Here is a 24,356-nt window from a genome sequence, read left to right as displayed (position 1 = left end):
ACGCACACCCCCTCGCAGCAGGGGGCGTGCGGGGCCCTCCGGCTTTCCGGGACCGGAGCCGTGCCGTGCCCCCGGCGAAACTGCCGCCCGGACCGACCGCCCAGCTCAGCCCCGGCGCACCCGGCAGCTGCCGGTGCCCTGCCGGTTGACGGCCGACCGCGCACCCCCGAGTCTCTGACGCGGCCCACACATCCGACGCCCCGTCACCACGGAAGCGCGGATGGTGAGTCCACGTGATCCCCCCACTCGGAAGGACGACCGTCCCATGCGCCGAACCTCCGCCCTGCTGACCACCGCCCTGCTCGCCGGGGCCGCCGCCCTGGCCACCCCGGCCACCTCCGCCCAGGCCGCGCCGGCCTGCGGCGCCTGGGCCTCCGCCTGGAACGCCGTCGGCAGCTGTACCGGCCTCGACCCGATGCAGACCTGGACCGTGACCGCCAACTGCCTCTACTGGAACTCCAACCACACCGTGCAGTTCTCCCGCCCCGCCATCGGCGGCATCGCGATCGGCGACGGCACCATGTCCGCGTCCTGCGGCATCGGCGACAGCGTCCAGTTCCCGCGCGTCGTCCTCGGCGCCGTCCCGCCGGCCGGCCCGACCGGCCAGATCTCCGGCTACGCGAGCAAGTGCGTCGACGTGAAGGGCGCCAACGTCGGCAACGGCACCGCCGTCCAGATCTACGACTGCAACGGCTCCGTCGCGCAGAAGTGGCGGATCGGCGTCGACGGCACGATCCGCGCCCTCGGCAAGTGCATGGACGTCTCCGGCGGCAACACCGGCAACGGCACCAAGGTCCAGATCTACGACTGCAACGGCAGCGGCGCCCAGCAGTGGCAGGCCCGCCCCGACGGCTCGCTCCTCAACCCGCAGTCCGGCCGCTGCCTGGACGACCTCGGCTTCTCCACCGACAACGGCAACCAGCTTGGCATCTGGGACTGCAACGGCGCCGCCAACCAGAAGTGGAACCTCCCGGCCTGACGCCCGAGCCGGCCAGGGCGTACGGCCCGTCCGTACGCGCTGCCGGTGCTCCTGGCCGCCGTCACTCGCCCGAGTGACGGCGGCTTGAGTCGTGCATTGCGTTTGCAACACGCTGCTGCTCGTGCATAGTGAGATCTACTGGACCGAGCGGTCCGAGGAGCACATCGCCAGGCACGGAGTGGATCCGGAGGAGGTCGAGGATGTCGTGTTCTGCCGTCCGCACTGGTTCTCGGACGGCCGCCAGGGGACGACCCTGTGCCATGGCGTGACGCGGGCCGGGCGCTACCTGTTGGTGGTGTTGGCGGAGAGCGCGGTGGTGCCGTCAGCGTGGTACTGCGCCACCGCACGCGACATGACAGCTGCCGAGAGGCGCTTGTTCCTCAAGCGGACGAGTTGAAGGTGACGGATGACTGACAACGGTGCGGACCTCGAGGCGATCGCCGAGTACTACGAGACGCACGAGCTGACCGAGGACGAGATCATGAGCGCCGAGCCGGGCGAGCCGGTGGCGGCCGAGTCGGTGATGATCACCACCTCGCTGCGGCTGCCCAAGCCGGTGATGGACGAGGTCCGGCGCCGGGCGCGGGAACGGGGGCTGAAGCCGACGGCGATCATGCGGGAGTGGATCGAGGCCGCCATCGCGGACGTGGACGAGCCGGTGCCGCTCAGTGTGATCACCGCGGCGGTGGCGGAGTACCAGCACCGTCGGGCGTCGTGAGGGTCAGGCGGTGAGGGCCGGGGTGGTGTCCGCGGCGTGGCGGGCCTGGTCGTAGCGGTGGAGGAGGAGGGCCGCCAGTTCGGGGGACGGGCCGAGGACGTCGGCCACGAGGTCCGCGCCCGCGTCCTCGGCGGCGGCCGCGATGCGGTCGGGGAGGAGGCCGGGGGCGAGCAGGTAGGGGGCGACGGCGGTGCGTTCGGCGCCGGCGGTGCGCAGGGCGGCGAGGGCGTCGGGGACGCGGGGGCCGGCGGCGGAGGCGTAGGCGACCTCGACGGCGGCCCAGCCGCGGGTGCGGCGCCACTCGGCGGCGACCGCGCGGGTCGCGGCGTCGGCGGCCGGGTCGGAGGAGCCGGCGGCCGCCAGGACGACGCCGGTACGGGCCCGGGCGGCGGGTGAGCCGACCGCGAGGCCGGCTTCGGCGAGGCGGCGGTCCAGGGCGGCCAGCAGCAGGGGGGAGGGGCCGAGCACGTCGGCGACCGGCAGCCGGTCGCCGACGGCGCGCAGGGCGGCCGGGATGTCGTGCTTGGCGTGGAAGGCCCGGTTGAGCAGCAGCGGCACCGCCACCGCGTCCGCGAGCCGTCCGACCACCTTCGGGATCCGCGGCGCGCAGTGGTCCAGGTAGGCGGTGGCGACCTCGGTGCCGGGCCGCTGGGCCCGCACCTCCTCCACGAGCGCGGCCACCGTCGCGGCGTGGCGCGGGTCGCGGCTGCCGTGGGCGATCAGGAGGAGGGCGGGCATCAGCGCTGCCTCACTTGCCGGTGGCCAGCAGGCCGCGGTTGCGCAGCACCCGGCGTTCGACGGGCGTGAAGACGAGGAGTTCGATGGCGATGCCGACGAAGAGGATGAGGATGATGCCGAGCAGGACGCCGGACATGTCGGAGAACTCGCGCTGGTCCTCCAGGAAGCGGCCGAGGCCGCGGCCCAGGTCGGGGGAGGAGGCGACGAGTTCGGCGGCCATCAGGGAGCGCCAGGAGAAGGCCCAGCCCTGCTTGAGGCCGGCGAGGTAGCCGGGGAGGGCGGCGGGGATGAGGACGTGCCGGGCGCCGGTGAGGCCGGTGGCGCCGAGGGTGCGTCCGGCCCGCAGGAACAGCGGCGGGACCTGGTCGATGCCGGCGACCAGGCCGTTGGCGATGGAGGGGACGGCGCCGAGCAGGATGACGGCGTACATCATCGAGTCGTTGATGCCGAGCCAGATGACGGCGGCGGGCACCCAGGCGACCGAGGGCAGCGACTGCAGGCCCTGCAGGACGGGCCCGATGGCGGTGCGCACCGGTCTGATGCGGGCGACGACGAGGCCGATCGGGGTGCCGATCACCACGGCGAGGAGGAAGCCGGACAGGCCGCGCCAGACGCTGGTCCAGATGATCGAGAACAGCGTGCCCTGGTACCAGAGGTCCTGGGCGGAGCGCCACACGTCGGCGGGGCTGGGCAGCTTGTAGGAGGAGGTGAGCTCCAGGCTGTACGCGCCCTGCCAGAGCGCGAGCACGACGAGCACGCCGATCAGCGGCGGCAGGGCCTTGCTGCGCAGGGCCTCGCCGAGGGAGCCGCGCTGTGCGGTGACGGCGTCGAGGGCGTCCAGGCCGGCGCCGACGCCCGCGGTGTCGGCGGTCCTGTCGTTCCGGTCGTGCTTGTCGTTCCTGTCGTTCTTGTCCAGGACGGGGGTGGTGTCAGTGCTGGCCATGGCGACGGATCTCCCCACGCAGTTCTTCGGTGATCTCGATGGACAGGTCGGCGACGCCGGCGGACTCGATGCGGCGCGGCTGGGGCAGGTCGATGTGCCATTCGCGGGCGACCCGGCCGGGGCGGGAGGAGAGCAGGACGACCCGCTGGGCGAGGCGGACGGCCTCGCGGACGTTGTGGGTGACGAACAGGACGGTCAGCTGCCGTTCGGCCCAGATCCGGGTGATCTCGTCGTGGAGGACGTCGCGGGTGATGGCGTCGAGGGCGGCGAAGGGCTCGTCCATGAGCAGGACCTTGCTGCCCTGGGCGAGGGCGCGGGCCATGGCGACGCGCTGGCGCATGCCGCCGGACAGCTCGTGGACGCGCTTGCCGTACGCGCCGTCCAGGCGGACGAGTTCGAGCAGCCGCTCGGCTTCGGCGCGGCGCTCGGGGCGGGCGACGCCGGCCAGCTTGAGGGCGAGTTCGATGTTCCGGCCGGCGGTGAGCCAGGGGAAGAGGGCGTGCTCCTGGAACATCAGCGCGGGGCGGCCGCCGGGCACCTCGATGCCGCCGGCGGTGGGCCGGTCGAGGCCGGCGACGAGGTTGAGCAGGGTGGACTTGCCGCAGCCGGAGGCGCCGAGCAGGGTGACGAACTCGCCGGGGGCGACGTCGAGGGTGATGTCGTCCAGGACGTGGGTCTGGGCGCCGGGGCGGCCGAAGGACTTGTGCACGTGCGAGATCCGGACGGCGGGCGCACCGCCGTGGGCGTCGGCGCCGGGGGCGTCCGCCGAGGTGGTCAGTGCCGGGGTCATCCGGGCACCTCCTGGATGAGTGGTCTGGCGAGGTCGGGGCCGTGGCCCGGGCCCCGCCCGTCCCGGTGGGCATCGATCGGGGATCGACCGGGCGGGCGGGGGCCGGACCGCGGAGTCGTGACGAACGGCCTTGCTGCGGGCGCTACTTGGCGCCGAGTCCGGCGTCCGCGACGGCGGGCCGGCCCTCCGCGGCGAGGACCTTGTTCAGCAGGGTGAGGTCGTAGATGCCGTTCAGGTTGGGCTTCTTGAGGAGCCCGGCGGTGACGGCGTGGTCGGCCTCGGCCTGGAGGGTGTTCGCCAGCGGGTCGTCCAGGAAGTCGATGTCGGCCCAGGCCGGGTCCAGGATGGCGGGCTCCAGGGAGTTGCCGGCCTCCTTCTTGATCGCCTCGTTGGCGTCGGCCTTGGCCTTGTCGGAGTTGTCCTTGATGAAGGCGTTGGTCTTCACCGAGCCGCGCAGCACGGCCTCCACCACGTCCGGGTGCTCCGTGAGGAACTTCTGCGAGACGATGATGTTGGTGATCACGAACTTCTTGTCGGGCCAGACGTCCTTCTCGTTGAGCAGGACCTTCGCGCCGAGCGTGACCAGCTTGGAGGCGGTGGGCTCGGGCACCCAGGCGGCGTCGATGGAGCCGGACTTGTACGCGTCGGGGGTGACCTTGTTGTCGGTGCGCACGACCGAGACGTCGCCGGCGCCGGTGGCCGCGTCGACCTTGTAGCCCTTGCCCGCCAGGTAGTTGAGCAGGGCGACGTCCTGGGTGTTGCCGAGCTGCGGGGTGGCGATCTTCTTGCCCTTGAGGTCGTCCAGGGTGGCGATCTTCTCCGGGTTGGCGACCAGCTTGACGCCGCCGGAGGCCGAACCGCCGATGATCTTCAGGGACTTGCCGTCGGACTTGGTGTAGCCGTTGATCGCGGGGGAGGGGCCGATCCAGCCGATGTCGATGGAGCCGGCGTTCAGCGCCTCGATCTCGGCCGGGCCGGCGTTGAAGACCTGGGTCTTGACCTGGGTGGCGCCGAGCTCCTTCTGGAAGAAGCCCTCCTGGAGGCCGACCAGCGGGGTGCCGTGGGTGAGGTTGGCGAAGTAGCCGATCTTCACCGTGTCCGCGGACAGCTTCGCGCCGGAACTCCCGGCGGTGGCAGCGGTGTTGGCCTTGGCGTCGGAGGACTTGTCGTCCGCCTTGGAGCCGTAGCTGCAGGACGACAGCAGGGCCGCCACGGTCAGGCCGGCCGCGGCGGCGGCCGCGGAGCGTCTGATCCGCCCGGCGTCGGGGCGGGTGCGGGTATGCGGGAGGGCCGGGTTCGGTGCCATGGCGAGAGTCCTGTTCGCGGACGGACCGTCAGGAGGCGGTCTCGGACGGACGGTTGGAAGGTGGTGCGCGCGGCAGCGGTGTGCCGGGGGCAAGCCGGGCGGCTGTGGGGGGAGACAGCCCGGTGACAGGGCGTTCTCAGCCCCGTCGGCCCGCACATCGGGTCAGGCCGCCCTGGCCGCTGCCGAGGACGCCGCTGCCGATGCGGCCGCCTTCCTTGTCCATGCCCGAGAACGCCTCGCTGGGCATCAGACCCAGTCCTCCTCGTCGGGTGTGCCGGTGGTGGGTACGGTGGCGAAGGCCTCGCCCGCCATGCCGGCGGTGAGGGTGGTGCCGTCGGCCGGGTCGATGAGCAGGAACGACCCGGTGCGGCGGTTGTCGGAGTAGCCGTCCAGGGCCAGCGGCTCGGCGGTGCGCAGGACGACCCGGCCGATGTCGTTGACGTTCAGCCCGTCGGGGGCGGGGCGCTGTTCCAAAGTGTCGATGTCGATCCGGTAGGCGACGTCCTTGACCAGCGCCCGCACGGTGCGGGTGGTGTGCTTGAGGAGGACCTTGTCGCCGGCGCGCAGCGGCCGTTCGCTGAGGTGGCTGACGGTGGCCTCGATGTCCTTGGTGGGGACGGGCACGGGCCCGGCGGCGATGAGGTCGCCGCGGGAGACGTCCAGGTCGTCGGCGAGGCGGACGGTCACCGACTGCGGGGCCCAGGCGGCGTCGGCCTGGCGGCCGAGGGCGTCGATCCCGGCGACGGTGGTGGTGTGGCCGGACGGCAGGACCGTGACGGTGTCGCCGACGCGCAGCACGCCGGACGCCAACTGGCCCGCGTAGCCGCGGTAGTCGGGGTGCTCCTCGGTCTGCGGGCGGATGACGTACTGGACCGGGAAGCGGGCCGGCTCGGCACCCGGGTCGCTGCCGACCGGCACCGTCTCCAGGTGCTCCAGCAGGGTCGGGCCGCCGTACCAGTCCATGTGCGCGGACGGCTCCACGACGTTGTCCCCGGCGAGGGCGGAGATCGGGACCGCCAGCACGTCCTTGACGCCGAGCGAGGCGGCGTAGGCGGTGAACTCGGCGGCGATGGCGGCGAACACGGGCTCGGCGTAGTCGACCAGGTCCATCTTGTTGACGGCGAGGACGACGTGCGGCACGCGCAGCAGGGCGGCGACGGCGGCGTGCCGGCGGGTCTGCTCGACGACGCCGTTGCGGGCGTCGACGAGGACGACGGCGAGTTCGGCCGTGGAGGCGCCGGTGACCATGTTGCGGGTGTACTGCACGTGCCCGGGGGTGTCGGCGAGGATGAACCGCCGGCGGGGCGTGGCGAAGTAGCGGTAGGCCACGTCGATGGTGATGCCCTGTTCGCGCTCGGCCCGCAGGCCGTCGGTGAGCAGGGCGAGGTCGGGCGCCTCCTGGCCGCGGCTGCGGGAGGCGTGCTCGACGGCCTCCAGCTGGTCGGCGAGCACCGACTTGGAGTCGTGCAGCAGCCGGCCGACGAGGGTGGACTTGCCGTCGTCGACGGAGCCGGCGGTGGCGAAGCGCAGCAGCGAGGTGGCGTTGGTGGCGGTGCTCATTAGAAGTATCCCTCGCGCTTGCGGTCTTCCATCGCGGCCTCGGAGAGCTTGTCGTCGGCCCGCGTCGCACCGCGCTCGGTGAGGCGCGAGGCGGCGATCTCGGCGATGACGGCCTCGATGGTGGTGGCGTCGGAGTCGACGGCGCCGGTGCAGGACATGTCGCCGACGGTGCGGTAGCGGATCAGCCGCCGCTGGACCGGCTCGTGCTCCTTGGGGCCGCCCCAGTCGCCGGCGGTCAGCCACATGCCGCTGCGGGCGAAGACGTCCCGCTCGTGGGCGTAGTAGATCTCCGGCAGCTCGATGCCCTCGCGCTCGATGTACTGCCACACGTCGAGCTCGGTCCAGTTGGACAGCGGGAAGACCCGCACGTGCTCGCCCACCGCGTGGCGGCCGTTGTAGAGCGACCACAGCTCGGGGCGCTGGCGGCGCGGGTCCCAGGCGCCGAACTCGTCGCGCAGCGAGAAGACGCGCTCCTTGGCGCGGGCCTTCTCCTCGTCGCGGCGCCCGCCGCCGAACACCGCGTCGAAGCGGTTCGTCTCGATGGCGTCCAGCAGCGGCACGGTCTGCAGCGGGTTGCGGGTGCCGTCGGGGCGCTCGCGCAGGACGCCGCGGTCGATGAAGTCCTGGACGTGGGCGACGTGCAGGCGCAGGCCGTGCCGCGCGGCGACGCGGTCGCGGTAGTCGATGACCTCGGGGAAGTTGTGCCCGGTGTCGACGTGCAGCAGCGAGAAGGGGACGGCGGCGGGCGCGAAGGCCTTGAGCGCCAGGTGCAGCATGACGATGGAGTCCTTGCCGCCGGAGAACAGGATCACCGGGCGTTCGAACTCCCCCGCGACCTCGCGGAAGATGTGCACCGACTCGGCCTCCAACGCGTCCAGGTGGGACAGCGCGAAGGGCCCCCCTGAATTCTGGTTGGGGTCGCCGGCGGTGCGGACCGGGCTGTCGGTCTCGGTGGTCATGCCAGACCCCTCTCGGTCAGGAAGGCGTGCAGCTCGGCGGCGGACTCGGCGACCGCGCGGCCCCGGGTCTGGAGGCGCAGCTCCGGCCGCTCCGGGGCCTCGTACGGGTCGTCCACGCCGGTCAGGCCGGAGATCTCGCCGGCCGCCTGCTTCGCGTACAGGCCCTTGACGTCCCGTTCGGCGCACAGCTCGACCGGGGTGGCGACGTGGATCTCCAGGAACTCGGTGCCGGCCGCCGCGTGCCGCTCGCGCACCGCGGCGCGGGAGTCCGCGAACGGGGCGATCACCGGGGCGAGCACCTTGACGCCGTTGGCCGCCAGCTTCTCGGCGACGAAGCCGATCCGGGTGACGTTGGTGTGCCGGTCCTCGCGGGAGAAGCCGAGGCCCTTGGAGAGGAACTCGCGGATCTCGTCGCCGTCCAGGACCTCGACCTTGTGGCCCTCGGCGCGCAGCCGCTCGGCGAGGGCGAAGGCCAGGGTGGTCTTGCCCGCGCTCGGCAGCCCGGTCAGCCACACGGTGGCGCCGCGCTCGCACGGGGCGGCCGTGCGGGCCGCCTCTGCGGCTCCGTCGGCGGCCAGGGTGTCAGCTGTCACGGTTCTTTCCTTACACGAGGATGGACGGACGATCAGAACGGATCGAATCAGAGGTGGATGCCGCACTCGGTCTTGCCGGAGCCGGACCAGCGGCCGGCCCGGGCGTCCTCACCCTCGCCCGGCTTGCGGGTGCAGGACAACGGGGAGCAGCCGATCGAGGCGTAGCCCTCCCACAGCAGCGGGTTGAGCAGCACGCCGTGGGCGGCGACGTAGGCGTCCACGTCCTCCTGGGTCCAGCGGGCGATCGGGGCGATCTTGACCTTGCGGCGCTTCGGGTCCCAGGACACCACGGGGGTGTTCGCCCGGGTCGGCGACTCGTCGCGGCGCAGCCCGGTCGCCCAGGCGTCGTAGCCGGCCAGGCCCCGGTTGAGCGGCTCGACCTTGCGCAGCGAGCAGCACAGGTCCGGGTCGCGGTCGTGCAGGGCCGGCCCGTGCTCGGCGTCCTGCTCGGCCACCGTCCGCAGCGGGGTGAGCGTGATGACGTTGACCGGCATGGTCGCGGCCACCGCGTCGCGCGTCCCGAGGGTCTCCGGGAAGTGGTAGCCGGTGTCCAGGAACACCACGTCCACCCCCGGGAACACCGAGGACGCCAGGTGGGCCACCACCGCGTCCTCCATCGAGGAGGTGACGCAGAACCGCGCGCCGAAGGTGTCCGCGGCCCACCGCAGGACCTCCTGCGCGGTGGCCTCCTCCAGCTCGCGGCCGGCCCGGACGGCTATCGCCTCGTGGTCAGTCGCGGTGCTGCTCATGTGACGTACCCCCGTGGTTGGTCGGTGACAGCAGGCCGAGGAACTTCAGCTGGAAGGCGCGGCGGCACCCGTGGCACTCCCAGGCGCCGTGCCCGGCCTCGGAGGGGCGCAGGTCCTCGTCCCCGCAATAGGGGCAGAAGAACGGCGCGGCGCGCTCACTCACGACAGCTGCTCCTCGGTCGCCCGGGCCGCCCACTGGGCGAAGCGCTCGCCCTCGGTGCGGTCGGCCTGGTAGCGGGTCAGCACGCGCTCGACGTAGTCGGGCAGGCCCGCGCTGGTGACCTTGAGGCCGCGGACCTTGCGGCCGAAGCCGGCCTCCAGGCCGAGCGCGCCGCCGAGGTGGACCTGGTAGCCCTCGACCTGCTCGCCGTGCTCGTCGGTGACCAGCTGGCCCTTGAGGCCGATGTCGGCGACCTGGATGCGGGCGCAGGCGTTCGGGCAGCCGTTGATGTTGATGGTCAGCGGCTCGGCGAAGTCCGGCAGGCGCTGCTCCAGCTCGTCGATGAGCGTGCGGCCGCGCTCCTTGGTCTCGACGATGGCGAGCTTGCAGTACTCGATGCCGGTGCAGGCCATGGTGCCGCGGCGGAACGGCGAGGGGGTGACCCGCAGGTCGAGCGCCTCCAGGCCGGCCACCACGGAGTCGACGTGCTCCTCGGCGATGTCGAGGAGGATCATCTTCTGCTCGGCGGTGGTGCGCACCCGGTCGCTGCCGTGGGCGGCGGCGAGGTCGGCGATCCGGCCGAGCAGCTTGCCGTCAACCCGGCCGACGCGCGGGGCGAAGCCGATGTAGTAGCGGCCGTCCTTCTGCCGGTGGACGCCGACGTGGTCGCGCCAGCGGGCGGCGGGCTCGGCCGGGGCGGGGCCGTCGAGCAGCGGGTGCTCGAGGTACTCCTCCTCCAGGACCCGGCGGAACTTCTCCACGCCCCAGTCGGCGACCAGGAACTTCAGCCGGGCGCGGTTGCGCAGGCGCCGGTAGCCGTAGTCGCGGAAGATGCCGATGACGCCGCCGTAGACGTCCGCGACCTCGTCCAGCGGGACCCACGCGCCCAGCCGCACGCCCAGCTTGGGGTTGGTGGACAGGCCGCCGCCGACCCACAGGTCGAAGCCGGGCCCGTGCTCGGGGTGGACCACGCCGACGAAGGAGACGTCGTTGATCTCGTGCGCGACGTCCAGCAGCGGGGAGCCGGAGACCGCGCTCTTGAACTTGCGCGGCAGGTTGGAGAAGTCCGGGTTGCCGATGAAGCGGCGCTGGATCTCCTCGATGGCGGGCGTGCCGTCGATGATCTCGTCCTCGGCGATGCCGGCCACCGGGGAGCCGAGGATGACGCGGGGGGTGTCGCCGCAGGCCTCGGTGGTGGACAGGCCGACGGCCTCCAGCTTCTGCCAGATCGCCGGGACGTCCTCGATCCGGATCCAGTGGTACTGGATGTTCTGGCGGTCGGTCAGGTCGGCGGTGCCGCGCGCGTACTGCTCGGAGACCTCGGCGACCGCCCGCAGCTGGGGGACGGTCAGCCGGCCGCCGTCGATGCGGACCCGGAGCATGAAGAACTCGGCGTCCAGCTCGTGCGGGTCCAGGATCGCGGTCTTGCCGCCGTCGATGCCCTCCTTGCGCTGGGTGTAGAGCCCCCACCAGCGCATCCGGCCGCGCAGGTCGGCGGGGTCGATGGAGTCGAAGCCCCGGTGCGCGTAGATCGTCTCAATACGTGTCCGCACATTGAGACCGTCGTCGTCCTTCTTGAACTGCTCGTTGGCGTTCAGCGGGGTGTAGTGGCCCATGCCCCACTGGCCCTCGCCGCGGTGGCGGGTCACCTTGCGGGCCGCTGCGGGGCGCCGCTCGGCGGCGCGGTCGGCCGTGGGCTCGACGGTCTCGGGGGAGGTGGCCATGGTGAAGTCCTTCTGGGCGGATGGCGCTGCTGCCGAATGGGTCGCGGGGCGTGTCCGGCCGTGCGGTACCGCTCTGACCTGCGGATTTCAAGGTCTTGAGGGCGGTGGCCGGGACCGGGCGGGCGCCTGCGCATCCGCTGCGGCGGGGATGGCGGGAAGGTCGGCGCCGGGTGCGGTGGTGCGGCGGAGACGGGGGGCTCAGGTCACCGGACAGATGGCGCTGGACACGCGAAGGAGATCGACGTGGAGTCGACCTACTAGGGTGGTTCCGGCGCTAGGCATGGCAAGAGATTCGCACGGCGCGGGACTCGCGGTCCACTAACATCCAGATACTGGACTCTGAGGTTTCGTCATGTGGGACATCCGGATGTTCCCGCCGCTCCCCGCCCGGACGTCCGGCGACGCGTCCGGCGACGCGCCCCCACCCCGCCCGGCCACGCGCCCGTACCCCCGGGGAGATCAACCGCCGGGCCCCGGCCCGATACGGTTGGCCCTGTGCAAGCAGCAGGCGATACGAGCAGAGCGAACGCCGAGCGGCCCTCCCGGCGGCGGGGCAAGGGCTCCCGGCGCGCGGCCAAACAGGCCACCTGGCGCCGCACGGCGTGGGAACTGATCAGGGACACCACCAACACCTGCGTCGAGTACCGGGTCACCGGGCTCGCCGCGGAGGCGGCCTTCTTCACCCTGCTGTCGATCCCGCCGCTGCTGCTCGGGCTGGCCGGCACCCTCGGCTACCTCGACGAGTTCGTCGGCGCGGGCACCATCGCCGGGCTCAAGAAGAGCATCCTCTCGGCCTCCGGGACGGTGCTGTCGGACTCCTCCGTCAACGAGGTCGTGGTCCCGCTGCTGGACGGGGTGTTCGACCGCACCCGGCCCGACCTCGTCTCGATCGGCTTCCTGCTGTCCCTGTGGTCCGGCTCCAGGGCCCTCTACATCTTCATCGACACCATCACCGTCATGTACGGGCTCGACGGCAAGCGGGGCATCGTCAAGACCCGGCTGATGTCGCTCAGCCTCTACTTCGGCGCCCTGGTGATCGGCTCGCTGGTGCTGCCGCTGCTGATGGTCGGTCCGGGACTGCTGGAGAACGCCGTACCGGGGGTGTCCGGGCTGGTCGGCGCCCTCTACTGGCCGGTCGCCATCGTGCTGCTGACCGTCTCGCTGACCACCCTCTACCACCTGGCCGTCCCGGTCTCGACCCCGTGGCGCGAGGACATCCCCGGCGCCCTGGTCGCCTTGGTGGTGCTGGTCTTCTGCAGCGTCGGCCTGCGGGTCTACCTGGTCAGCTCGGTCGAGGGCCCCTCGGTGTACGGCTCGCTGGCGGCGCCGGTGGCCGTCCTGCTGTGGATCTTCGTGGTGGCGCTCGCGGTGCTCATCGGCGCCGCGATGAACGCCGCGATAGACCGCCGCTGGCCCACCCTGGAGACCGCCGACGCGCGCGCCGAGAACGAGCGCGCCCACGAGGAGGCCGCCGCCGCCGTGGTCCGCGAGGTCGCCGCCCGGCGGGCCGCCGAACGGGCCCGGCGCGCCCGCGAACTCGGGCTCGCCGAGGGCGTCGAGGAGGAGTGGGGCGAGGACGAGGGCGAGGACGTGCCCTCCGAGTACCCGGAGCGGTGGGCCGACGTGCTGGCCGCCGACAACGTGCGCGGCCGGCTCACCGCCCGCGGCGGGCCGCACCACCGGCCCGGGCCGCCGCCGCCGGACAGCGACCGGCCGGCCGGGCCGCCGCAGGCGGGCGGGACGGGGGCGGGGGCGGGGCAGCCGGGGTCGGGCGCTGGGCCTGGGCCTGGGCCGGGTTCGGGGCCGGGGGCGCCGTCCGGGCCGGGGCTGGGGCCGGTGCCGCCCGGGCAGCAGGTGCCGGGGTACCCGCCGAGGCCGCCCCGGCCGCCGTGGGAACAGCGGTAGGCGGGGCGGACGGAAGGTTGACGGCAGGGCCTCCCCCGCGGGTGCGGGGGAGGCCCTGGTGCGTCGGGGCGTGGGGTGCGCCGCGGGTGCGTCGGGGGTCGGCGGTGGGTCAGGGGGCGGACGGGTTCGGCGGGTGGCCGTACGCGGGGCGCAGCTCGGTCGGGGCGGAGGGGTCGGCGGCGCCGGGGGTGGAGGAGAGCGGTCCCGCCGGGGTCGGGTCCGTCGGGCGCTGGGCTGACGGGTCGTGCGGGGCGTCGGGGTCGGTGGGGCCGTACGGGCCGGGCGCGGACGGTTCGGTTCGTACGGACGGCTCGGCCGGGCGGGCCTGGGCCGGGAGCGGCTCGGGGGAGGGCTGGGCCGGGTCCAGGGCGGTGCGCCCGGAGGAGTCGCTCAGCTTGATCAGCAGCGCCACCATCAGCCAGTTCGCCAGCAGCGACGAGCCGCCGGCGGCCAGGAACGGCAGCGCCTTGCCGGTCAGCGGGACCAGCCCGCTCACCCCGCCGACCACCACGAACACCTGGAGCGCCAGCGCCGCCGACAGACCGGTGGCCAGCAGCTTGCCGAACGGGTCGGTCAGGCCGATCGCGGTGCGCAGGCCGCGCTGGACCAGCAGCACGTAGACCAGCAGGATCGCCGTCACCCCGGCCAGGCCCAGCTCCTCGCCGATGGTGGTGAAGATGAAGTCGCTGCGCCCGGCGAAACCGATCAGCCAGGGCCGTCCCGAGCCCAGGCCGGTCCCGGTCATGCCCCCGGTGCCCAGGCTGAACAGCGCCTCGGCGGGCTGCTCGGAGATCGCCATGTCGTGCACCGGCTTGTAGTAGTCGAGCGGGTGCAGCCAGGCCTCGACGCGGCCGTGCACATGGGGCTCCACCGTCCCGACCACCGCCGCGCCGCCGACCGCCATCAGCAGGCCGAGCACCACCCAGCTGGTGCGCTCGGTCGCCACGTACAGCATGACGATGAAGACGCCGAAGAAGATCAGTGAGGTGCCCAGGTCGCGTTCGAAGATCAGCACCAGCAGGCTGACCACCCAGATCGCCAGCACCGGGCCGGCGTGCCGGCCGCGCGGCAGGGTCAGCCCCCAGACCTTCCGCCCGGCCAGCGCCAGCGCGTCCCGGGAGGCCATCAGGTACCCCGCGAAGAAGATCGTGATCGCGACCTTCACGAACTCGTCCGGCTCGAAGGAGAGCCCGAACAGCCGGATCCAGCGCTTGGCGCCGAAGCTGTCGCCCGGGGAGAGCACCGGCGCGGCCAGCAGGATCAGCGCACCCGCCATCAGCAGGTAGACGTAGCGCTGGAAGAAGCGGTGGTGCTTGACGAAGACGATCAGCGCGAGCGCCGCCGCCACCGAGATGAACACCCACATCAGCTGGGAGGGTGCCGCCGGGAGCTTCTGGTAGTCGCCCTTGGCGGCGTGCGCGGCCTTGTAGCTGAAGTCCAGCCGGTCCAGCAGTACCAGCCCGAAGCCGGTCAGGAAGACGCCCAGCGGCAGGATCAGCGGATCGGCGTACGGCGCGAACCGGCGCACCGCCAGGTGGGCCGCCCCGGCCAGCGCGCCCAGCGACAGGCCGTGCACCAGCAGCCCGGGCGGCATCCTGCCGGTGAGCGCCAGGTCGGCGTCGATGTGTCCCGCCAGACAGACGGCCACCGCGAGGGCCAGAAGGCCCAGTTCGATGTTGCGGTGGCGCGCCGCCAGCCGGCGGCCGTCGCCGCGTGCAGTGGTTCGCACCCTTGTCATCCCCTTGTCGGCCACGTGGCGGGTCTCGCCGACGGGGCATCCTGCCAGACGTTTGTGTCTTCGCCCGCGGTTGCGGAAAAGAGGGGACGGAGGGCAGAACTTTGCCTGGGCAAAGCTTTGTTGGGGCTTGGTAAAGCTTTGTTCAGGCCCGGGTATAGAGGCGGGCCCCGGGTGCGGCGGGGGCGCGGCCGAGGGACATCATGGCCGGGCGCCGGGGTGCTCCGGTGTCGGGGTTCCCGATCGGCGGGTCCCGGCCGATGGGATTCGCGACAGGCGGGGACCACCGGGACGAGCGAGGTGAGCGGGCGGATGGGCGCGGTGCTGGACGGCGCGATGGGTGCTCCGGCGGGCGGCCTGGTGGGCGGTCCGGTGGGCGGTCCCGCCTCGGTGCTCGCCTACAGTGGCCCGCCGCCGTGGCAGTGGTCCGACCTGGCGACCTCCTGGACGGCCGAGCCGCTGGTGCTCGCGCTGTCGGTGCTGCTCGGCGCCTGGTACCTGGCGGCGGTGCGCCGCGTCAACCGGGCCGGCGGGGCCGGGAGCGGGAGTGGGGCTGGTGCCGGGGGCGGGGCCGGGTCCGCCGGCGGGCGCTGGCAGCCCACCCGTACCGCCGCGTTCCTCGGCGGGCTGCTGCTGTGGATCTGGTGCACCTGCTCCGGCCTCGGCGTGTACGACCGGATCCTCTTCACCGACCGGGCCGTGCAGGTCGTGCTGCTGCTGATGGTCGTCCCGCTGCTGCTGGCGCTCGGCGCGCCGGTCTCGCTGCTGGTCGAGGCGGCACCGGCGGCCCGGCGGGAGCGCGTCCTGCGGGCGCTGCGCAGCCGGCCGTCCAAGGTGCTGATGTTCCCGGCGGTCTCCACCGCGCTGCTGATGGCGCCGCCGTGGCTGCTCTACTTCACGCCCTGGTACGAGTGGTCGGTGTCCAGCGGGCTCGGGAACGTGGTGCTGCACCTGGCGCTGGTGCTGCTCGGCCTCGCGTACTTCTGGCCGCGCCTGCAGCTCGACCCGGTCGGGCACGAGTACCCGCACCTGGTCGGGCTGTTCATCACCTTCGCCGAGGTGATCTTCGACGCGGGGCTCGGGATCGTGCTGATCTACGGCGGGCACCTGGTCGCCGAGCACTACTACCTGGCGCTCGGGCGGCCGTGGGGGCCGAGCCCGGCGCAGGACCAGACCTGGGGCGGCAACGCGTTCTGGGTGCTGGGGGACCTGGTCGGGCTGCCGTTCCTGGCCGCCCTGGTGCGGCGGATGGTGGTGCAGGGGCGGGAGGAGACCGAGGCGGTGGACGCCGAGCTGGACGCCCGCTTCGCGGCGGCGGCCGAGCGGGCGCGGGAGACGGGGCAGCCGGAGGAAGAGGAGACCGGGATGCGGCCGTGGTGGCTGGACGACCCGAACCTCAAGCACCGGTACGGGGGGTAGGGCGCGGCGGGGGCGGGTGTCTGGTGGCGGGGTGGCCGGGTTTGGCGGGGTGGCCGAGCGGCGGTTTGCGGCGGGCCAATTATGGCCCTTCGAGGCCTTCCCGGCGGCCTCTTGCCCGCATTTCCGCAGGTCAAAAATAGGTTGGCCGGGATCCCCCGCTCCGCTAGCGTGTGACACATCCGGTTCGGGGGCCATTGGGCCGCCCGAGGAGTAGAGAGCAGGAGGTGAACCCCGTGGTCGTTGTCGCCCCGATAGCTGCCCAGGGCAGCACTCGCGTTCACCTCCTTTTCCCGGCCGCCGGCTGAGCCCTTCGCGCCAGCCGTAGCCCGCCGGGACATCTCCTCCCGAAGGGCCACTGCGTTGTTCAACGCTGCCTCCGTTCCGTCGTTCTCTTCTTCTTCCTCCTCTTCCTCGACCTCCGCTGACGCCTCCGGGCTGACCGGCTACGGCTGGACGGCCGAGCTCGCGGAGCTGTTCACCCCGTTCGGCGAGGCCGGGCTGCTCCCGGCGCGGATCGTCCGGGTCGACCGCGGCCAGTGCGATGCCGTCATCGCCGACCCGGAGACGGGCGAGCCGCGCACCGTCCGGTTCGACACCCGGCCGGTGGGCGACGCCGACATGATCAACTGCCCGTGCACGGGCGACTGGGCGGCCGTCGACCTGTACGCCCAGCCGATGGCCTCCGTCGCCGCGCTGCTGCCGCGCTCCACCGCGATCATCCGCAAGGTGGCCGGCAAGCGCTCCGACGGCCAGGTTCTGGCCGCCAACGTCGACACCGTGCTGATCGCCTCCTCCCTCGCGACCGATCCCGACCTCGGCCGGATCGAGCGCTTCCTCGCCCTGGCCTGGGAGTCCGGCGCCGATCCGCTGGTCGTCCTCACCAAGGCCGACCTCGTCGACGACGCCGACTTCATCCGGGCCGACGTCGAGGCGGTCGCCCCCGGGGTCACGGTGGTCGTAGTGAGCGCCGAGACCGGCGAGGGCATGGACGTGCTCCGCGCCTGCACCCCCGGCACCACCGCGGTGATCGGCCAGTCCGGTGTCGGCAAGTCCACGCTCACCAACGCCCTGGCCGGCTCCGTGGTGATGACCGTCCAGGAGGCCCGCGAGGTCGACCAGAAGGGCCGCCACACCACGACCACCCGCGAGCTGATCCCGCTGCCCGGCGGGGGCGTGCTGATCGACACCCCCGGGCTGCGCGAAGTCGGCCTCTACGGTGGCGAGGGCGTGGACCTGGCCTTCGCCGACATAGCCGAGCTGGCCGAGGACTGCCGCTTCCACGACTGCGGCCACCACACCGAGCCCGGCTGCGCGGTGCGGGCGGCGCTGGCCGACGGCACCCTGCCGCAGCGCCGGATGGACAGCTACCTCAAGCTCCAGCGCGAGAACGAGTGGATCGCCTCGCGGTCGGACGCCCGGGTGGCCAAGGCGCGGCTGAAGAAGTGGAAGACGATCAACAAGTCGATGCGAGCCGCGGGAGGTCCGGTGAAGCGCTGAACCCCGGCACCGGCCGGCCGCCGCGCCGCGGCCGCCGGCCTCCGCCGGGCCCACCCGGTTCAGCGGAGGTCGGCCGCCAGGCGGAAGCTCTGCAGGACCACCGGAGTGCTGTCGTCCACGGTGAAACCCGGGTCGTCGAGGGCGTCGAGCATCTCCGGACTGCGCCAGAACCGCTCGTGCACCGCACGCCACTCGGCCACGCTGGTGCACCCCTCGCCCTCGTCCAGGGCGTGCTGGAGGTCGACCTCCGCGAGCGGGACCACCCGGACGTCCGTGGTCTCGATCACGGCGACCCTGCGGCCGTCCGAGTCGAGGACCGCGGAGAGCTCACCGGGCAGCGGCAGGGGCTCGCCCTCGTGGTCGTAGTCGGCGACCAGGCCGGTGGTGCTGGTCTTGGCGCCGTCGAGGATCGCCGCGACCAGCTGGTCCCGCAGCGGGCCGGGGAACGCGAACTCGGCCGGAGGCAGGGCGACGACGCGCGGGTCGTCCGGACCGGTGTAGGGGTGCTGCTCGCTCATGCCGCGAGGGTAACGGCGGGACGGCTGGCGGGCCCGCGAATTTCGGGCCCGGGGCTCTCGGCGCCCGGTGCCCGGCCGCTGGAGCCCGGGGTCAGGAGCCCAAGCTCCCGGTGCCAGGTGCCCAGGCTCCTGCTGCCCGGTGCCCGGTGCCTGGCGCCCAGGTGCCCGATGCCCAGGCCCGGGGCGTGCAGGGGTGCCGTGCGGGTGCTCTCGGGCGCGGGCGGCGAATGGGCGGGCCAGCAGGCCTCCGGGCCAAGGCGCCATGGGCCGATGGGCCATGGGGTGAGGTGGTGGGTGGGCGGGTGGTGGGGAGGGTGGGGGGCGGGGGGAGGGGGAGGGCCCCCCGAAGCAGAGAACGGCGACGATCAACGGTGATGTCCGATTCCCGCCAGTCACCCCCCGCCCAGTGCCGCAAACTGGACAACGTGATCGACGACGACATCCGGTACCGAGCCGTGGACAGCCGCGACTCCCGCTTCGACGGGGTCTTCTTCACGGCGGTCACCTCCACCGGCATCTACTGCCGTCCGAGCTGCCCCGCCGTGACCCCCAAGCGGGTCAACTGCGTCTTCTACCCCAGTGCCGCGGCCGCCCAGGGGGCCGGCTTCCGCGCCTGCCGCCGCTGCCGCCCCGACTCCGTGCCGGGCTCGCCCGAGTGGAACCAGCGCGCCGACCTGGTCGGCCGGGCGATGCGCCTGATCGGCGACGGCGTGGTGGACCGCGAGGGCGTGGCCGGCCTGGCCGACCGCCTCGGCTACAGCTCCCGCCAGCTGCAGCGCCAGCTGACCGCCGAGCTGGGCGCCGGCCCGATCGCGCTGGCCCGCGCCCGCCGTGCGCAGACTGCCCGCCTGCTCCTCCAGACCACCGAACTGCCCGTCACGGACATCGCGTTCGCGGCCGGCTTCGCCTCCGTCCGCCAGTTCAACGACACCGTGCGCGAGGTCTACGACCGTACTCCCAGCGGCCTGCGCGCCGAGGTCGCGGCCGGTCGCCGCATCGCGACTCCGGCCGGCGGTCTCACCCTGCGCCTGGCCTACCGCGGTGCGCTGGACAGCGAGCACCTGATCGACTTCCTCGCCCTGCGCGCCGTCCCCGGCGTGGAGGAGGTCGTCCCCGGCGCGCGCCCCGGCGTGCGCGTGTACCGCCGCACCCTCGCGCTCCCGTACGGCCACGGCATCGCCGAGGTCGAGGGCCTGGCGCCGGGCGAGCCGCCCACCCGGGGCTGGCTGGACTGTCGCCTGCTGCTCGCCGACCTGCGCGACCTGCCGACCGCCGTCCAGCGCCTGCGCATCCTCTTCGACCTGGACGCCGACCCGCTCGCGGTCGACGAGCAGCTCGGCGCCGACCCGTTGCTCGGCCCGCTGGTCCGCGAGCGCCCCGGGCTGCGCTCGCCCGGTCACGTGGACCCGCACGAGCTCGCCGTCCGCGCCGTCCTCGGCCAGCAGATCACCGTCGTCGCCGCCCGTACCCTGGCGGGACGGCTCGCGGAGAAGTACGGCACCGCGCTGCCCGAGCCCAGTGGCGGCCTGCGCCTGCTCTTCCCGACCGCGGCGGCCCTGGCCGCCGCCGATCCGGAGGACTTCGCGATGCCCGCCGCCCGCCGTCGCGCGCTCATCGGCCTGTGCGGCGCGCTGGCCGAGGGCACGGTCCGGCTCGACAGCGGGGTCGATCGCGAGGAGGCCGCGGCCGGCCTGCTGGACCTGCCCGGTATCGGCCCCTGGACGGTCGGCTACCTGCGGATGCGGGCCCTGGCCGACCCCGACGTCTTCCTCCCGAGCGACGTGGGCGTCAAGCACGGCCTGCTCCGCCTCGGCGCCGCCGGGGACCCGAAGTCCGCCGCCCGCGCCGCCGAGTCCTGGGCCCCGTGGCGCTCCTACGCCGTCCACCGGCTGTGGGCCGGCCCCGCGACCACCGGCCCCGCAGACACCGGCCCCGCAGGCACCGGGACCGACACCGGGACCGACACCGACATGAGCACCAGCATCAGTACCAGCGACACCAGTAGCACCAGCACCGGAACGGAGATCGGACGAGCATGAGCACCACCGTCTACACCACCATGGAGAGCCCCTTCGGCCGGCTGCTGCTCAGCGGGGTGCTGCCGGAGGACGGCGGACCGGCCGCGCTGGCCACCGTCACCGTGCCCGGCCAGAAGTACGCGCTGGCCGAGCCCGCCGACGACTGGGTGCGCGACCCCGAGGCGCTCGCCGAGCCGGTCGCCCAGCTGACCGACTACTTCGCCGGCAAGCGCACCGGCTTCGACCTCCCGCTCGCGCCCGAGGGCACCGAGTTCCGCCGCAGGATCTGGGCCGCGCTGGACGAGATCCCGTACGGCACCACCGTCACCTACGGCGAACTCGCCGAGCTGGCAGGGCAGGAGCCGCGCATGGTCCGCGCGGTCGGCGGCGCGGTGGGCGCCAACCCGCTGCTGATCGTCCGGCCCTGCCACCGGGTGCTCGGCGCCGGTGGCGCGCTCACCGGCTTCGCCGCCGGCGTGGACCGCAAGCGCTGGCTGCTGGATCTGGAGGGCGGCACCCTGTTCTGACCGCCGACGCCCCAGGGCCCCTGCCCCAGTAGACCCCGAGGGCTCAACTCCGAAGGTCCACCCGCCAGTTGTTGCTCCGCATGAACCGCCCGGGCGGGAACTCGAAGTCCGTCTCGCCGAGCAGTGTGAACCCCGCCTTCGCGCAGACCGCGTTGGAGGCGGGGTTGTCCACCGAGGGGAAGGCGTGGAGGTGGGGGTGCGCGGCCTCGCGGCGCGCGGCCGCGACCGCCGCGCGGGTGGCGGCAACCGCGATGCCCCGGCCCTGGAAGCCGGGCAGCACGTTCCACCCCATCTCGTGGACGGTCCGGCCCTCCCACGTCCGGGTGCCGTAGCCGACCGTTCCGACCGCCTCGCCCTCGGGCAGCAGCACGATCCGGTACATGCACCCGAGCCCGGACGGGACGAAGTCCAGGTAGCGCCGGTGCCGTACGAGCAGCCGCTCCTCGCTCTCCGGCCCGCCGACGTGCTTCTTCATCTCCGGCGTGTTGACCCGGCGCAGCAGTGCGAGGTCGTCGTCCGTCCAGGGCTCGATGCGTACGTCCGCGGTGGTCATGCCGGGGACGGTAGCGCCGGTCGGGCCCCGGCGACCAGTGATTTCCGGCCGGTCGGTTTCCCGCAGGGCGGTTTCCCGTCGGTGGCTTCCTAGCCGGCGGCGGGCCCCTGCTCGGGCCCGGTGCCCGGCTGGGCGAGGGCGCGGGCGAGCTGTTCCAGCGCGGGCAGCGCGTCGACGACCGCCGTGCGGTCGGCCGGGTCGAGGGTGCCGAGCGCGGCGGCGATCCGGCGCTCGTGGGCGTGCTGCCAGTCGTCCAGCTGTCGGCGCCCGGCCGGGGTGAGGGCGATCCGGGCGGTGCGGCGGTCGCCGGGGTCGGCCTGGCGGTCGACGAAGCCGGCGTCGAGCAGTTTGCCGACCAGTCCGCTGACGGTGTTGGGCGCGAGCCGCTGTCGCGCGGCCAGTTCGCCGACCCGCAGCGGTGCGGCGGCCAGGGTCTGGAGGAGTTCGACCTGCGCCATCGGCAGGGACTCCCACGGGTAGTCGGTGCGGATGCTGCTGCGCAGCGCGCGGCGCAGCCGGGTGACGGTGTCGGTCAGCCGCCGGGCGTGCTCGACCGCCGGGTCGGGACTTCCGGTGGCGGGGTCGGGAACGTGTGGTGACGACGGCATGGCGGACAGCGTATCGCCTGGTACGGGGCGGTTCGGCGGCCGGTTCGGGCCTCGGGGCCGCACTGTGTTGCGGCTCTGTTGCGGGCCTCGTGGCGGGGGTCCCTCCGGCACCGTCCGTACCGTGGGACGTCTCCTGTCGCAGAGCGATCTGCTCGTAGAAAGAACATATCTGTATCCGATATATTCGTGTCATGAATGCCACTGCCCTTGCCACGAGGCTGCTCACCGAGCGGCCCCGGCCGCGTGGCATAGCCGGCTGGCGCCACGCCCACTGGCTCGCCGTCGGCACGGTCTGTCTCGGAGCCTTCCTCGGCCAGCTCGACGCCAGCGTCATCGCCCTGGTCTTCCCCGCCCTCGGCCGCCACTTCGGCGCGGGCTTCGCCGCCGTCGAGTGGGTCGCCCTGGCCTATCTGCTGGTCCTGGTCGCCCTGCTGGCCCCGATCGGCTGGCTCTCCGACCTGGTCGGCCGCAAGACGATGTACATCGGCGGCTTCGCGGTCTTCGGCCTCTCCTCGCTGGGCGCCGGATTCGCCGGCGGCCTCTGGGTCCTGGTCGGCCTCCGCGCCGTCCAGGCGGTCGGCGCCGCGATGATGCAGGCCAACAGCGTCGCCCTGGTCGCGCGCGGCGTCCCCGGGCACGCGATGCGGCGCGCGCTCGGCATCCAGGCCTCCGCCCAGGGCCTCGGCCTGGCGCTCGGGCCCATCCTCGGCGGGATGCTGGTCGAACACGCCTCGTGGCGCTGGGTTTTCTGGGTCAACGTGCCGATCGCGGTGTTCGGCATCCTGGCCGGCTGGTACCTGCTGCCCCGCACCCGGACGGCCGGCGCCCCGACCGATGCCCCGGCCGCCGTACCGGGCCCCCGCGAGGGCCGGACCGGCACCCACCGGACAGCCGCCCGCCGGACCGCCCCCCGCGAGGCCGCCCGCTTCGACCTGCCCGGCCTGCTGCTGCTCACCGGGGCGACCACCACGCTGCTGCTCGCCCTGTCCACCGCCTCCGGACTGCCCCTGCCCGGCTGGGCGGTGGCCGCCCTGCTGCTCGCCTCCGCCGTCCTGGCCCTGGCGCTGGTGCGCCAGGAGCGGCGGGCCGCCCGGCCGATCCTGGCGCCCGGGCTGGTCAACACCCCGGGCGTGCGCTCCGGCCTGGTGGTGGCGCTGATCGGCTACCTGCTGCTGTTCTGCCCGCTGGTGCTGGGCCCGGTGCTGCTCACCGGCGCGGGCGTGTCGACGGCCCACGCGGGCCTGGTGGTCACCCTGCTGCCCGCCGCGTTCGCCTTCGCCGCGACGGTCGGCGGCGGGTGGCTGCCCCGGGGCTGGTCGGACGTGACCAGGTGCCGCTTCGGCGCGCTGCTCACGGCCGTCGGACTGCTGCTGTTCGCCCTGCTGCCGGCCTCGGACGTGGTGGCGTTCCCGCTGCTGGTCGCCGGTTACGGACTGGGCCTGCTGCTGCCCGCCAACAACGCCCTGGTGATGCGGGCGATCCCGGCCCAGTGCTCGGCGGTCGGCGGCGGCATGGTCAACATGGCCCGCAGCCTCGGTACGGCGCTCGGCATGGCGCTGTCCGTCCTCGGTGTCCACCTGGCGGGCGCCGCGTCCGGTGGGCGGACGGTGCTGCTCGCCCTCGCCGCCGTCGCGGCCGCCGCCGCACTGCTCACCCGGCCCGTCCGCACCCGAAGGACCGGACCCTAGGCGTCCGTACGGGCGTTCAGGGTGTCCTGGGCGCGGTTGAGGCCGCGCCGGACCAGGGTCTCCAGGGCGTCCGCGCAGCGGTCCAACTCACCCGGCATGGCGGCCAGTTCCTCCTCCGAGAACTTCTTCAGCACGAAGTCCCCGACGCTCCGGCCCTTCGGGGGGCGGCCGATGCCGAACCGCAGCCGGACGAAGTCCCGGGTGCCGAGCACCTCGCCCACCGAGCGCACGCCGTTGTGGCCGCCGGGGCCGCCGCCGCGCTTGAGCCGGGCGGAGCCGAAGGGGAAGTCCAGGTCGTCCTGCACGACCACCAGCCGTTCGACCGGGACGCCGTGGCGGCGCAGCAGCGCGGCCACCGGGCGTCCGGACAGGTTGATGGACCACCACAGCGGCTTGGCCAGCAGCACCCGGTGGCCGTCGATGCCGATCTCGGCGGTCAGGCCGGCGAGCCCGCTCCGGCGGAAGCGGGCGCCGTGCCGTTCGGCGAGCCGGTCCACGGCGAGGAAGCCCGCGTTGTGGCGGGTGAGCCGGAACCAGGGGCCGGGGTTGCCGAGTCCGGCGATCAGCCAGGGGGCGTCGGGGGTCATGCGGGGGTGCTCCGAAGGGGGTTCTGAAGGGGGCGGGGAAGAACGGCGGACGGCCGGGGCGCGGCCGGGACGGTACGGGACC

General features: G+C 73.5%; 25 protein-coding genes. 9 read left to right on the top strand and 16 right to left on the bottom strand.

All coding sequences use genetic code 11. The features are described 5' to 3' along the window. Positions 1 to 265 precede the first annotated feature (265 nt). The 3 genes from ACFU7Z_RS11775 to ACFU7Z_RS11765 all read left to right on the top strand — a co-directional run bounded on the left by ACFU7Z_RS11775 (position 266) and on the right by ACFU7Z_RS11765 (position 1,697). On the top strand, positions 266 to 979 hold the full coding sequence (locus tag ACFU7Z_RS11775; RefSeq protein WP_380777416.1) for a ricin-type beta-trefoil lectin domain protein: 714 nt from the start codon (positions 266 to 268) through the stop codon (positions 977 to 979). 121 nt (positions 980 to 1,100) lie between these two features. Further along, positions 1,101 to 1,376: a hypothetical protein gene (locus tag ACFU7Z_RS11770; RefSeq protein ID WP_198959303.1), complete on the top strand. Its 276-nt coding sequence runs from the start codon at positions 1,101 to 1,103 to the stop codon at positions 1,374 to 1,376. Positions 1,377 to 1,385: 9 nt separating this feature from the next. Further along, on the top strand, positions 1,386 to 1,697 hold the full coding sequence (locus tag ACFU7Z_RS11765; RefSeq protein WP_049660589.1) for a hypothetical protein: 312 nt from the start codon (positions 1,386 to 1,388) through the stop codon (positions 1,695 to 1,697). Positions 1,698 to 1,700: 3 nt separating this feature from the next. Here the strand turns inward: ACFU7Z_RS11765 and ACFU7Z_RS11760 are convergent, their stop codons facing one another. The 11 genes from ACFU7Z_RS11760 to ACFU7Z_RS11710 form a co-directional block, all read right to left on the bottom strand. After that, entirely contained in the window at positions 1,701 to 2,435 is a 735-nt protein-coding gene (locus tag ACFU7Z_RS11760; protein ID WP_380777415.1) for a sirohydrochlorin chelatase, read from the bottom strand. Positions 2,436 to 2,445: 10 nt separating this feature from the next. Next, positions 2,446 to 3,378 (bottom strand): ABC transporter permease, encoded by a 933-nt coding sequence (locus ACFU7Z_RS11755; RefSeq protein ID WP_074001002.1) that lies wholly within the window; start codon positions 3,376 to 3,378, stop codon positions 2,446 to 2,448. Next, positions 3,365 to 4,168, bottom strand: coding sequence for an ABC transporter ATP-binding protein (locus ACFU7Z_RS11750; RefSeq protein WP_049655033.1), 804 nt, complete (start codon positions 4,166 to 4,168; stop codon positions 3,365 to 3,367). The genes ACFU7Z_RS11755 and ACFU7Z_RS11750 overlap by 14 nt, the downstream gene beginning before the upstream one ends. A 142-nt stretch (positions 4,169 to 4,310) precedes the next feature. After that, complete coding sequence (locus ACFU7Z_RS11745) at positions 4,311 to 5,474, bottom strand: aliphatic sulfonate ABC transporter substrate-binding protein (RefSeq protein WP_049655034.1); 1,164 nt, start codon at positions 5,472 to 5,474, stop codon at positions 4,311 to 4,313. Between the two features lie 246 nt (positions 5,475 to 5,720). Next, positions 5,721 to 7,034 carry a sulfate adenylyltransferase subunit 1 gene (locus tag ACFU7Z_RS11740; protein WP_074001004.1) on the bottom strand — a complete coding sequence of 438 codons (1,314 nt, stop codon included), beginning with the start codon at positions 7,032 to 7,034 and terminating at the stop codon, positions 5,721 to 5,723. Beyond that, the gene (gene cysD / locus ACFU7Z_RS11735; protein ID WP_259316546.1) at positions 7,034 to 7,993 is read right to left on the bottom strand and encodes a sulfate adenylyltransferase subunit CysD; all 960 of its coding nucleotides are present in this window, start codon (positions 7,991 to 7,993) and stop codon (positions 7,034 to 7,036) included. The genes ACFU7Z_RS11740 and cysD overlap by 1 nt, the downstream gene beginning before the upstream one ends. Further along, the gene (gene cysC, locus ACFU7Z_RS11730; protein ID WP_049655048.1) at positions 7,990 to 8,571 is read right to left on the bottom strand and encodes an adenylyl-sulfate kinase; all 582 of its coding nucleotides are present in this window, start codon (positions 8,569 to 8,571) and stop codon (positions 7,990 to 7,992) included. The genes cysD and cysC overlap by 4 nt, the downstream gene beginning before the upstream one ends. A gap of 62 nt (positions 8,572 to 8,633) precedes the next feature. After that, positions 8,634 to 9,335 (bottom strand): phosphoadenylyl-sulfate reductase, encoded by a 702-nt coding sequence (locus ACFU7Z_RS11725; protein WP_375873920.1) that lies wholly within the window; start codon positions 9,333 to 9,335, stop codon positions 8,634 to 8,636. Beyond that, entirely contained in the window at positions 9,316 to 9,498 is a 183-nt protein-coding gene (locus tag ACFU7Z_RS11720) for a hypothetical protein (RefSeq protein WP_030060859.1), read from the bottom strand. Before ACFU7Z_RS11720 ends, ACFU7Z_RS11725 begins: the two co-directional genes overlap by 20 nt. Continuing rightward, entirely contained in the window at positions 9,495 to 11,219 is a 1,725-nt protein-coding gene (locus ACFU7Z_RS11715; protein WP_380777414.1) for a nitrite/sulfite reductase, read from the bottom strand. Before ACFU7Z_RS11715 ends, ACFU7Z_RS11720 begins: the two co-directional genes overlap by 4 nt. Before the next feature lie 198 nt (positions 11,220 to 11,417). Beyond that, a complete protein-coding gene (locus tag ACFU7Z_RS11710) occupies positions 11,418 to 11,501 on the bottom strand; it encodes a putative leader peptide (protein WP_310593185.1) in 84 nt (27 codons plus the stop codon). Positions 11,502 to 11,714: 213 nt separating this feature from the next. Here ACFU7Z_RS11710 and ACFU7Z_RS11705 point away from each other — a divergent pair, with 213 nt between their 5' ends. After that, positions 11,715 to 13,124: a YihY/virulence factor BrkB family protein gene (locus tag ACFU7Z_RS11705; protein WP_380777413.1), complete on the top strand. Its 1,410-nt coding sequence runs from the start codon at positions 11,715 to 11,717 to the stop codon at positions 13,122 to 13,124. Positions 13,125 to 13,233: 109 nt separating this feature from the next. On the opposite strand, the gene ACFU7Z_RS11700 is transcribed toward ACFU7Z_RS11705, so the two are convergent. Further along, positions 13,234 to 14,862: an FtsW/RodA/SpoVE family cell cycle protein gene (locus ACFU7Z_RS11700; protein WP_380777412.1), complete on the bottom strand. Its 1,629-nt coding sequence runs from the start codon at positions 14,860 to 14,862 to the stop codon at positions 13,234 to 13,236. 297 nt (positions 14,863 to 15,159) lie between these two features. Between ACFU7Z_RS11700 and ACFU7Z_RS11695 the strand changes: the two genes are divergently transcribed. Both ACFU7Z_RS11695 and rsgA read left to right on the top strand, forming a co-directional pair. Continuing rightward, positions 15,160 to 16,278, top strand: a complete 1,119-nt coding sequence (locus ACFU7Z_RS11695) for a cytochrome c oxidase assembly protein (protein WP_380777411.1) — start codon at positions 15,160 to 15,162, stop codon at positions 16,276 to 16,278. A 360-nt stretch (positions 16,279 to 16,638) separates the two neighbouring features. Next, positions 16,639 to 17,775, top strand: coding sequence for a ribosome small subunit-dependent GTPase A (rsgA, locus tag ACFU7Z_RS11690; RefSeq protein WP_375873916.1), 1,137 nt, complete (start codon positions 16,639 to 16,641; stop codon positions 17,773 to 17,775). Between the two features lie 59 nt (positions 17,776 to 17,834). Here the strand turns inward: rsgA and ACFU7Z_RS11685 are convergent, their stop codons facing one another. Beyond that, the gene (locus tag ACFU7Z_RS11685; RefSeq protein WP_049658651.1) at positions 17,835 to 18,293 is read right to left on the bottom strand and encodes an ASCH domain-containing protein; all 459 of its coding nucleotides are present in this window, start codon (positions 18,291 to 18,293) and stop codon (positions 17,835 to 17,837) included. A gap of 374 nt (positions 18,294 to 18,667) precedes the next feature. Between ACFU7Z_RS11685 and ACFU7Z_RS11680 the strand changes: the two genes are divergently transcribed. Then, positions 18,668 to 20,332 carry a DNA-3-methyladenine glycosylase 2 family protein gene (locus tag ACFU7Z_RS11680; RefSeq protein ID WP_380777410.1) on the top strand — a complete coding sequence of 555 codons (1,665 nt, stop codon included), beginning with the start codon at positions 18,668 to 18,670 and terminating at the stop codon, positions 20,330 to 20,332. After that, entirely contained in the window at positions 20,329 to 20,838 is a 510-nt protein-coding gene (locus ACFU7Z_RS11675; protein WP_049656108.1) for a methylated-DNA--[protein]-cysteine S-methyltransferase, read from the top strand. The genes ACFU7Z_RS11680 and ACFU7Z_RS11675 overlap by 4 nt, the downstream gene beginning before the upstream one ends. A 43-nt stretch (positions 20,839 to 20,881) precedes the next feature. Here ACFU7Z_RS11675 and ACFU7Z_RS11670 read toward each other — a convergent pair whose 3' ends face one another. Both ACFU7Z_RS11670 and ACFU7Z_RS11665 read right to left on the bottom strand, forming a co-directional pair. Next, positions 20,882 to 21,391, bottom strand: coding sequence for a GNAT family N-acetyltransferase (locus tag ACFU7Z_RS11670; protein ID WP_117487347.1), 510 nt, complete (start codon positions 21,389 to 21,391; stop codon positions 20,882 to 20,884). Between the two features lie 89 nt (positions 21,392 to 21,480). Continuing rightward, positions 21,481 to 21,999, bottom strand: a complete 519-nt coding sequence (locus ACFU7Z_RS11665) for a MarR family winged helix-turn-helix transcriptional regulator (RefSeq protein WP_049656105.1) — start codon at positions 21,997 to 21,999, stop codon at positions 21,481 to 21,483. Positions 22,000 to 22,190: 191 nt separating this feature from the next. Between ACFU7Z_RS11665 and ACFU7Z_RS11660 the strand changes: the two genes are divergently transcribed. Further along, positions 22,191 to 23,687 carry an MFS transporter gene (locus tag ACFU7Z_RS11660; protein WP_380777409.1) on the top strand — a complete coding sequence of 499 codons (1,497 nt, stop codon included), beginning with the start codon at positions 22,191 to 22,193 and terminating at the stop codon, positions 23,685 to 23,687. On the opposite strand, the gene pth is transcribed toward ACFU7Z_RS11660, so the two are convergent. Then, positions 23,684 to 24,274 carry an aminoacyl-tRNA hydrolase gene (pth, locus tag ACFU7Z_RS11655; protein WP_375873911.1) on the bottom strand — a complete coding sequence of 197 codons (591 nt, stop codon included), beginning with the start codon at positions 24,272 to 24,274 and terminating at the stop codon, positions 23,684 to 23,686. The genes ACFU7Z_RS11660 and pth overlap by 4 nt on opposite strands. Positions 24,275 to 24,356 lie beyond the last annotated feature (82 nt).

It is taken from the genome of Kitasatospora sp. NPDC057518, assembly GCF_042802075.1.
Classification (GTDB): domain Bacteria; phylum Actinomycetota; class Actinomycetes; order Streptomycetales; family Streptomycetaceae; genus Kitasatospora.
The sequence above is the reverse complement of the archived record's forward strand: the minus strand, read 5'-3'. Positions and strand labels throughout refer to the sequence as shown.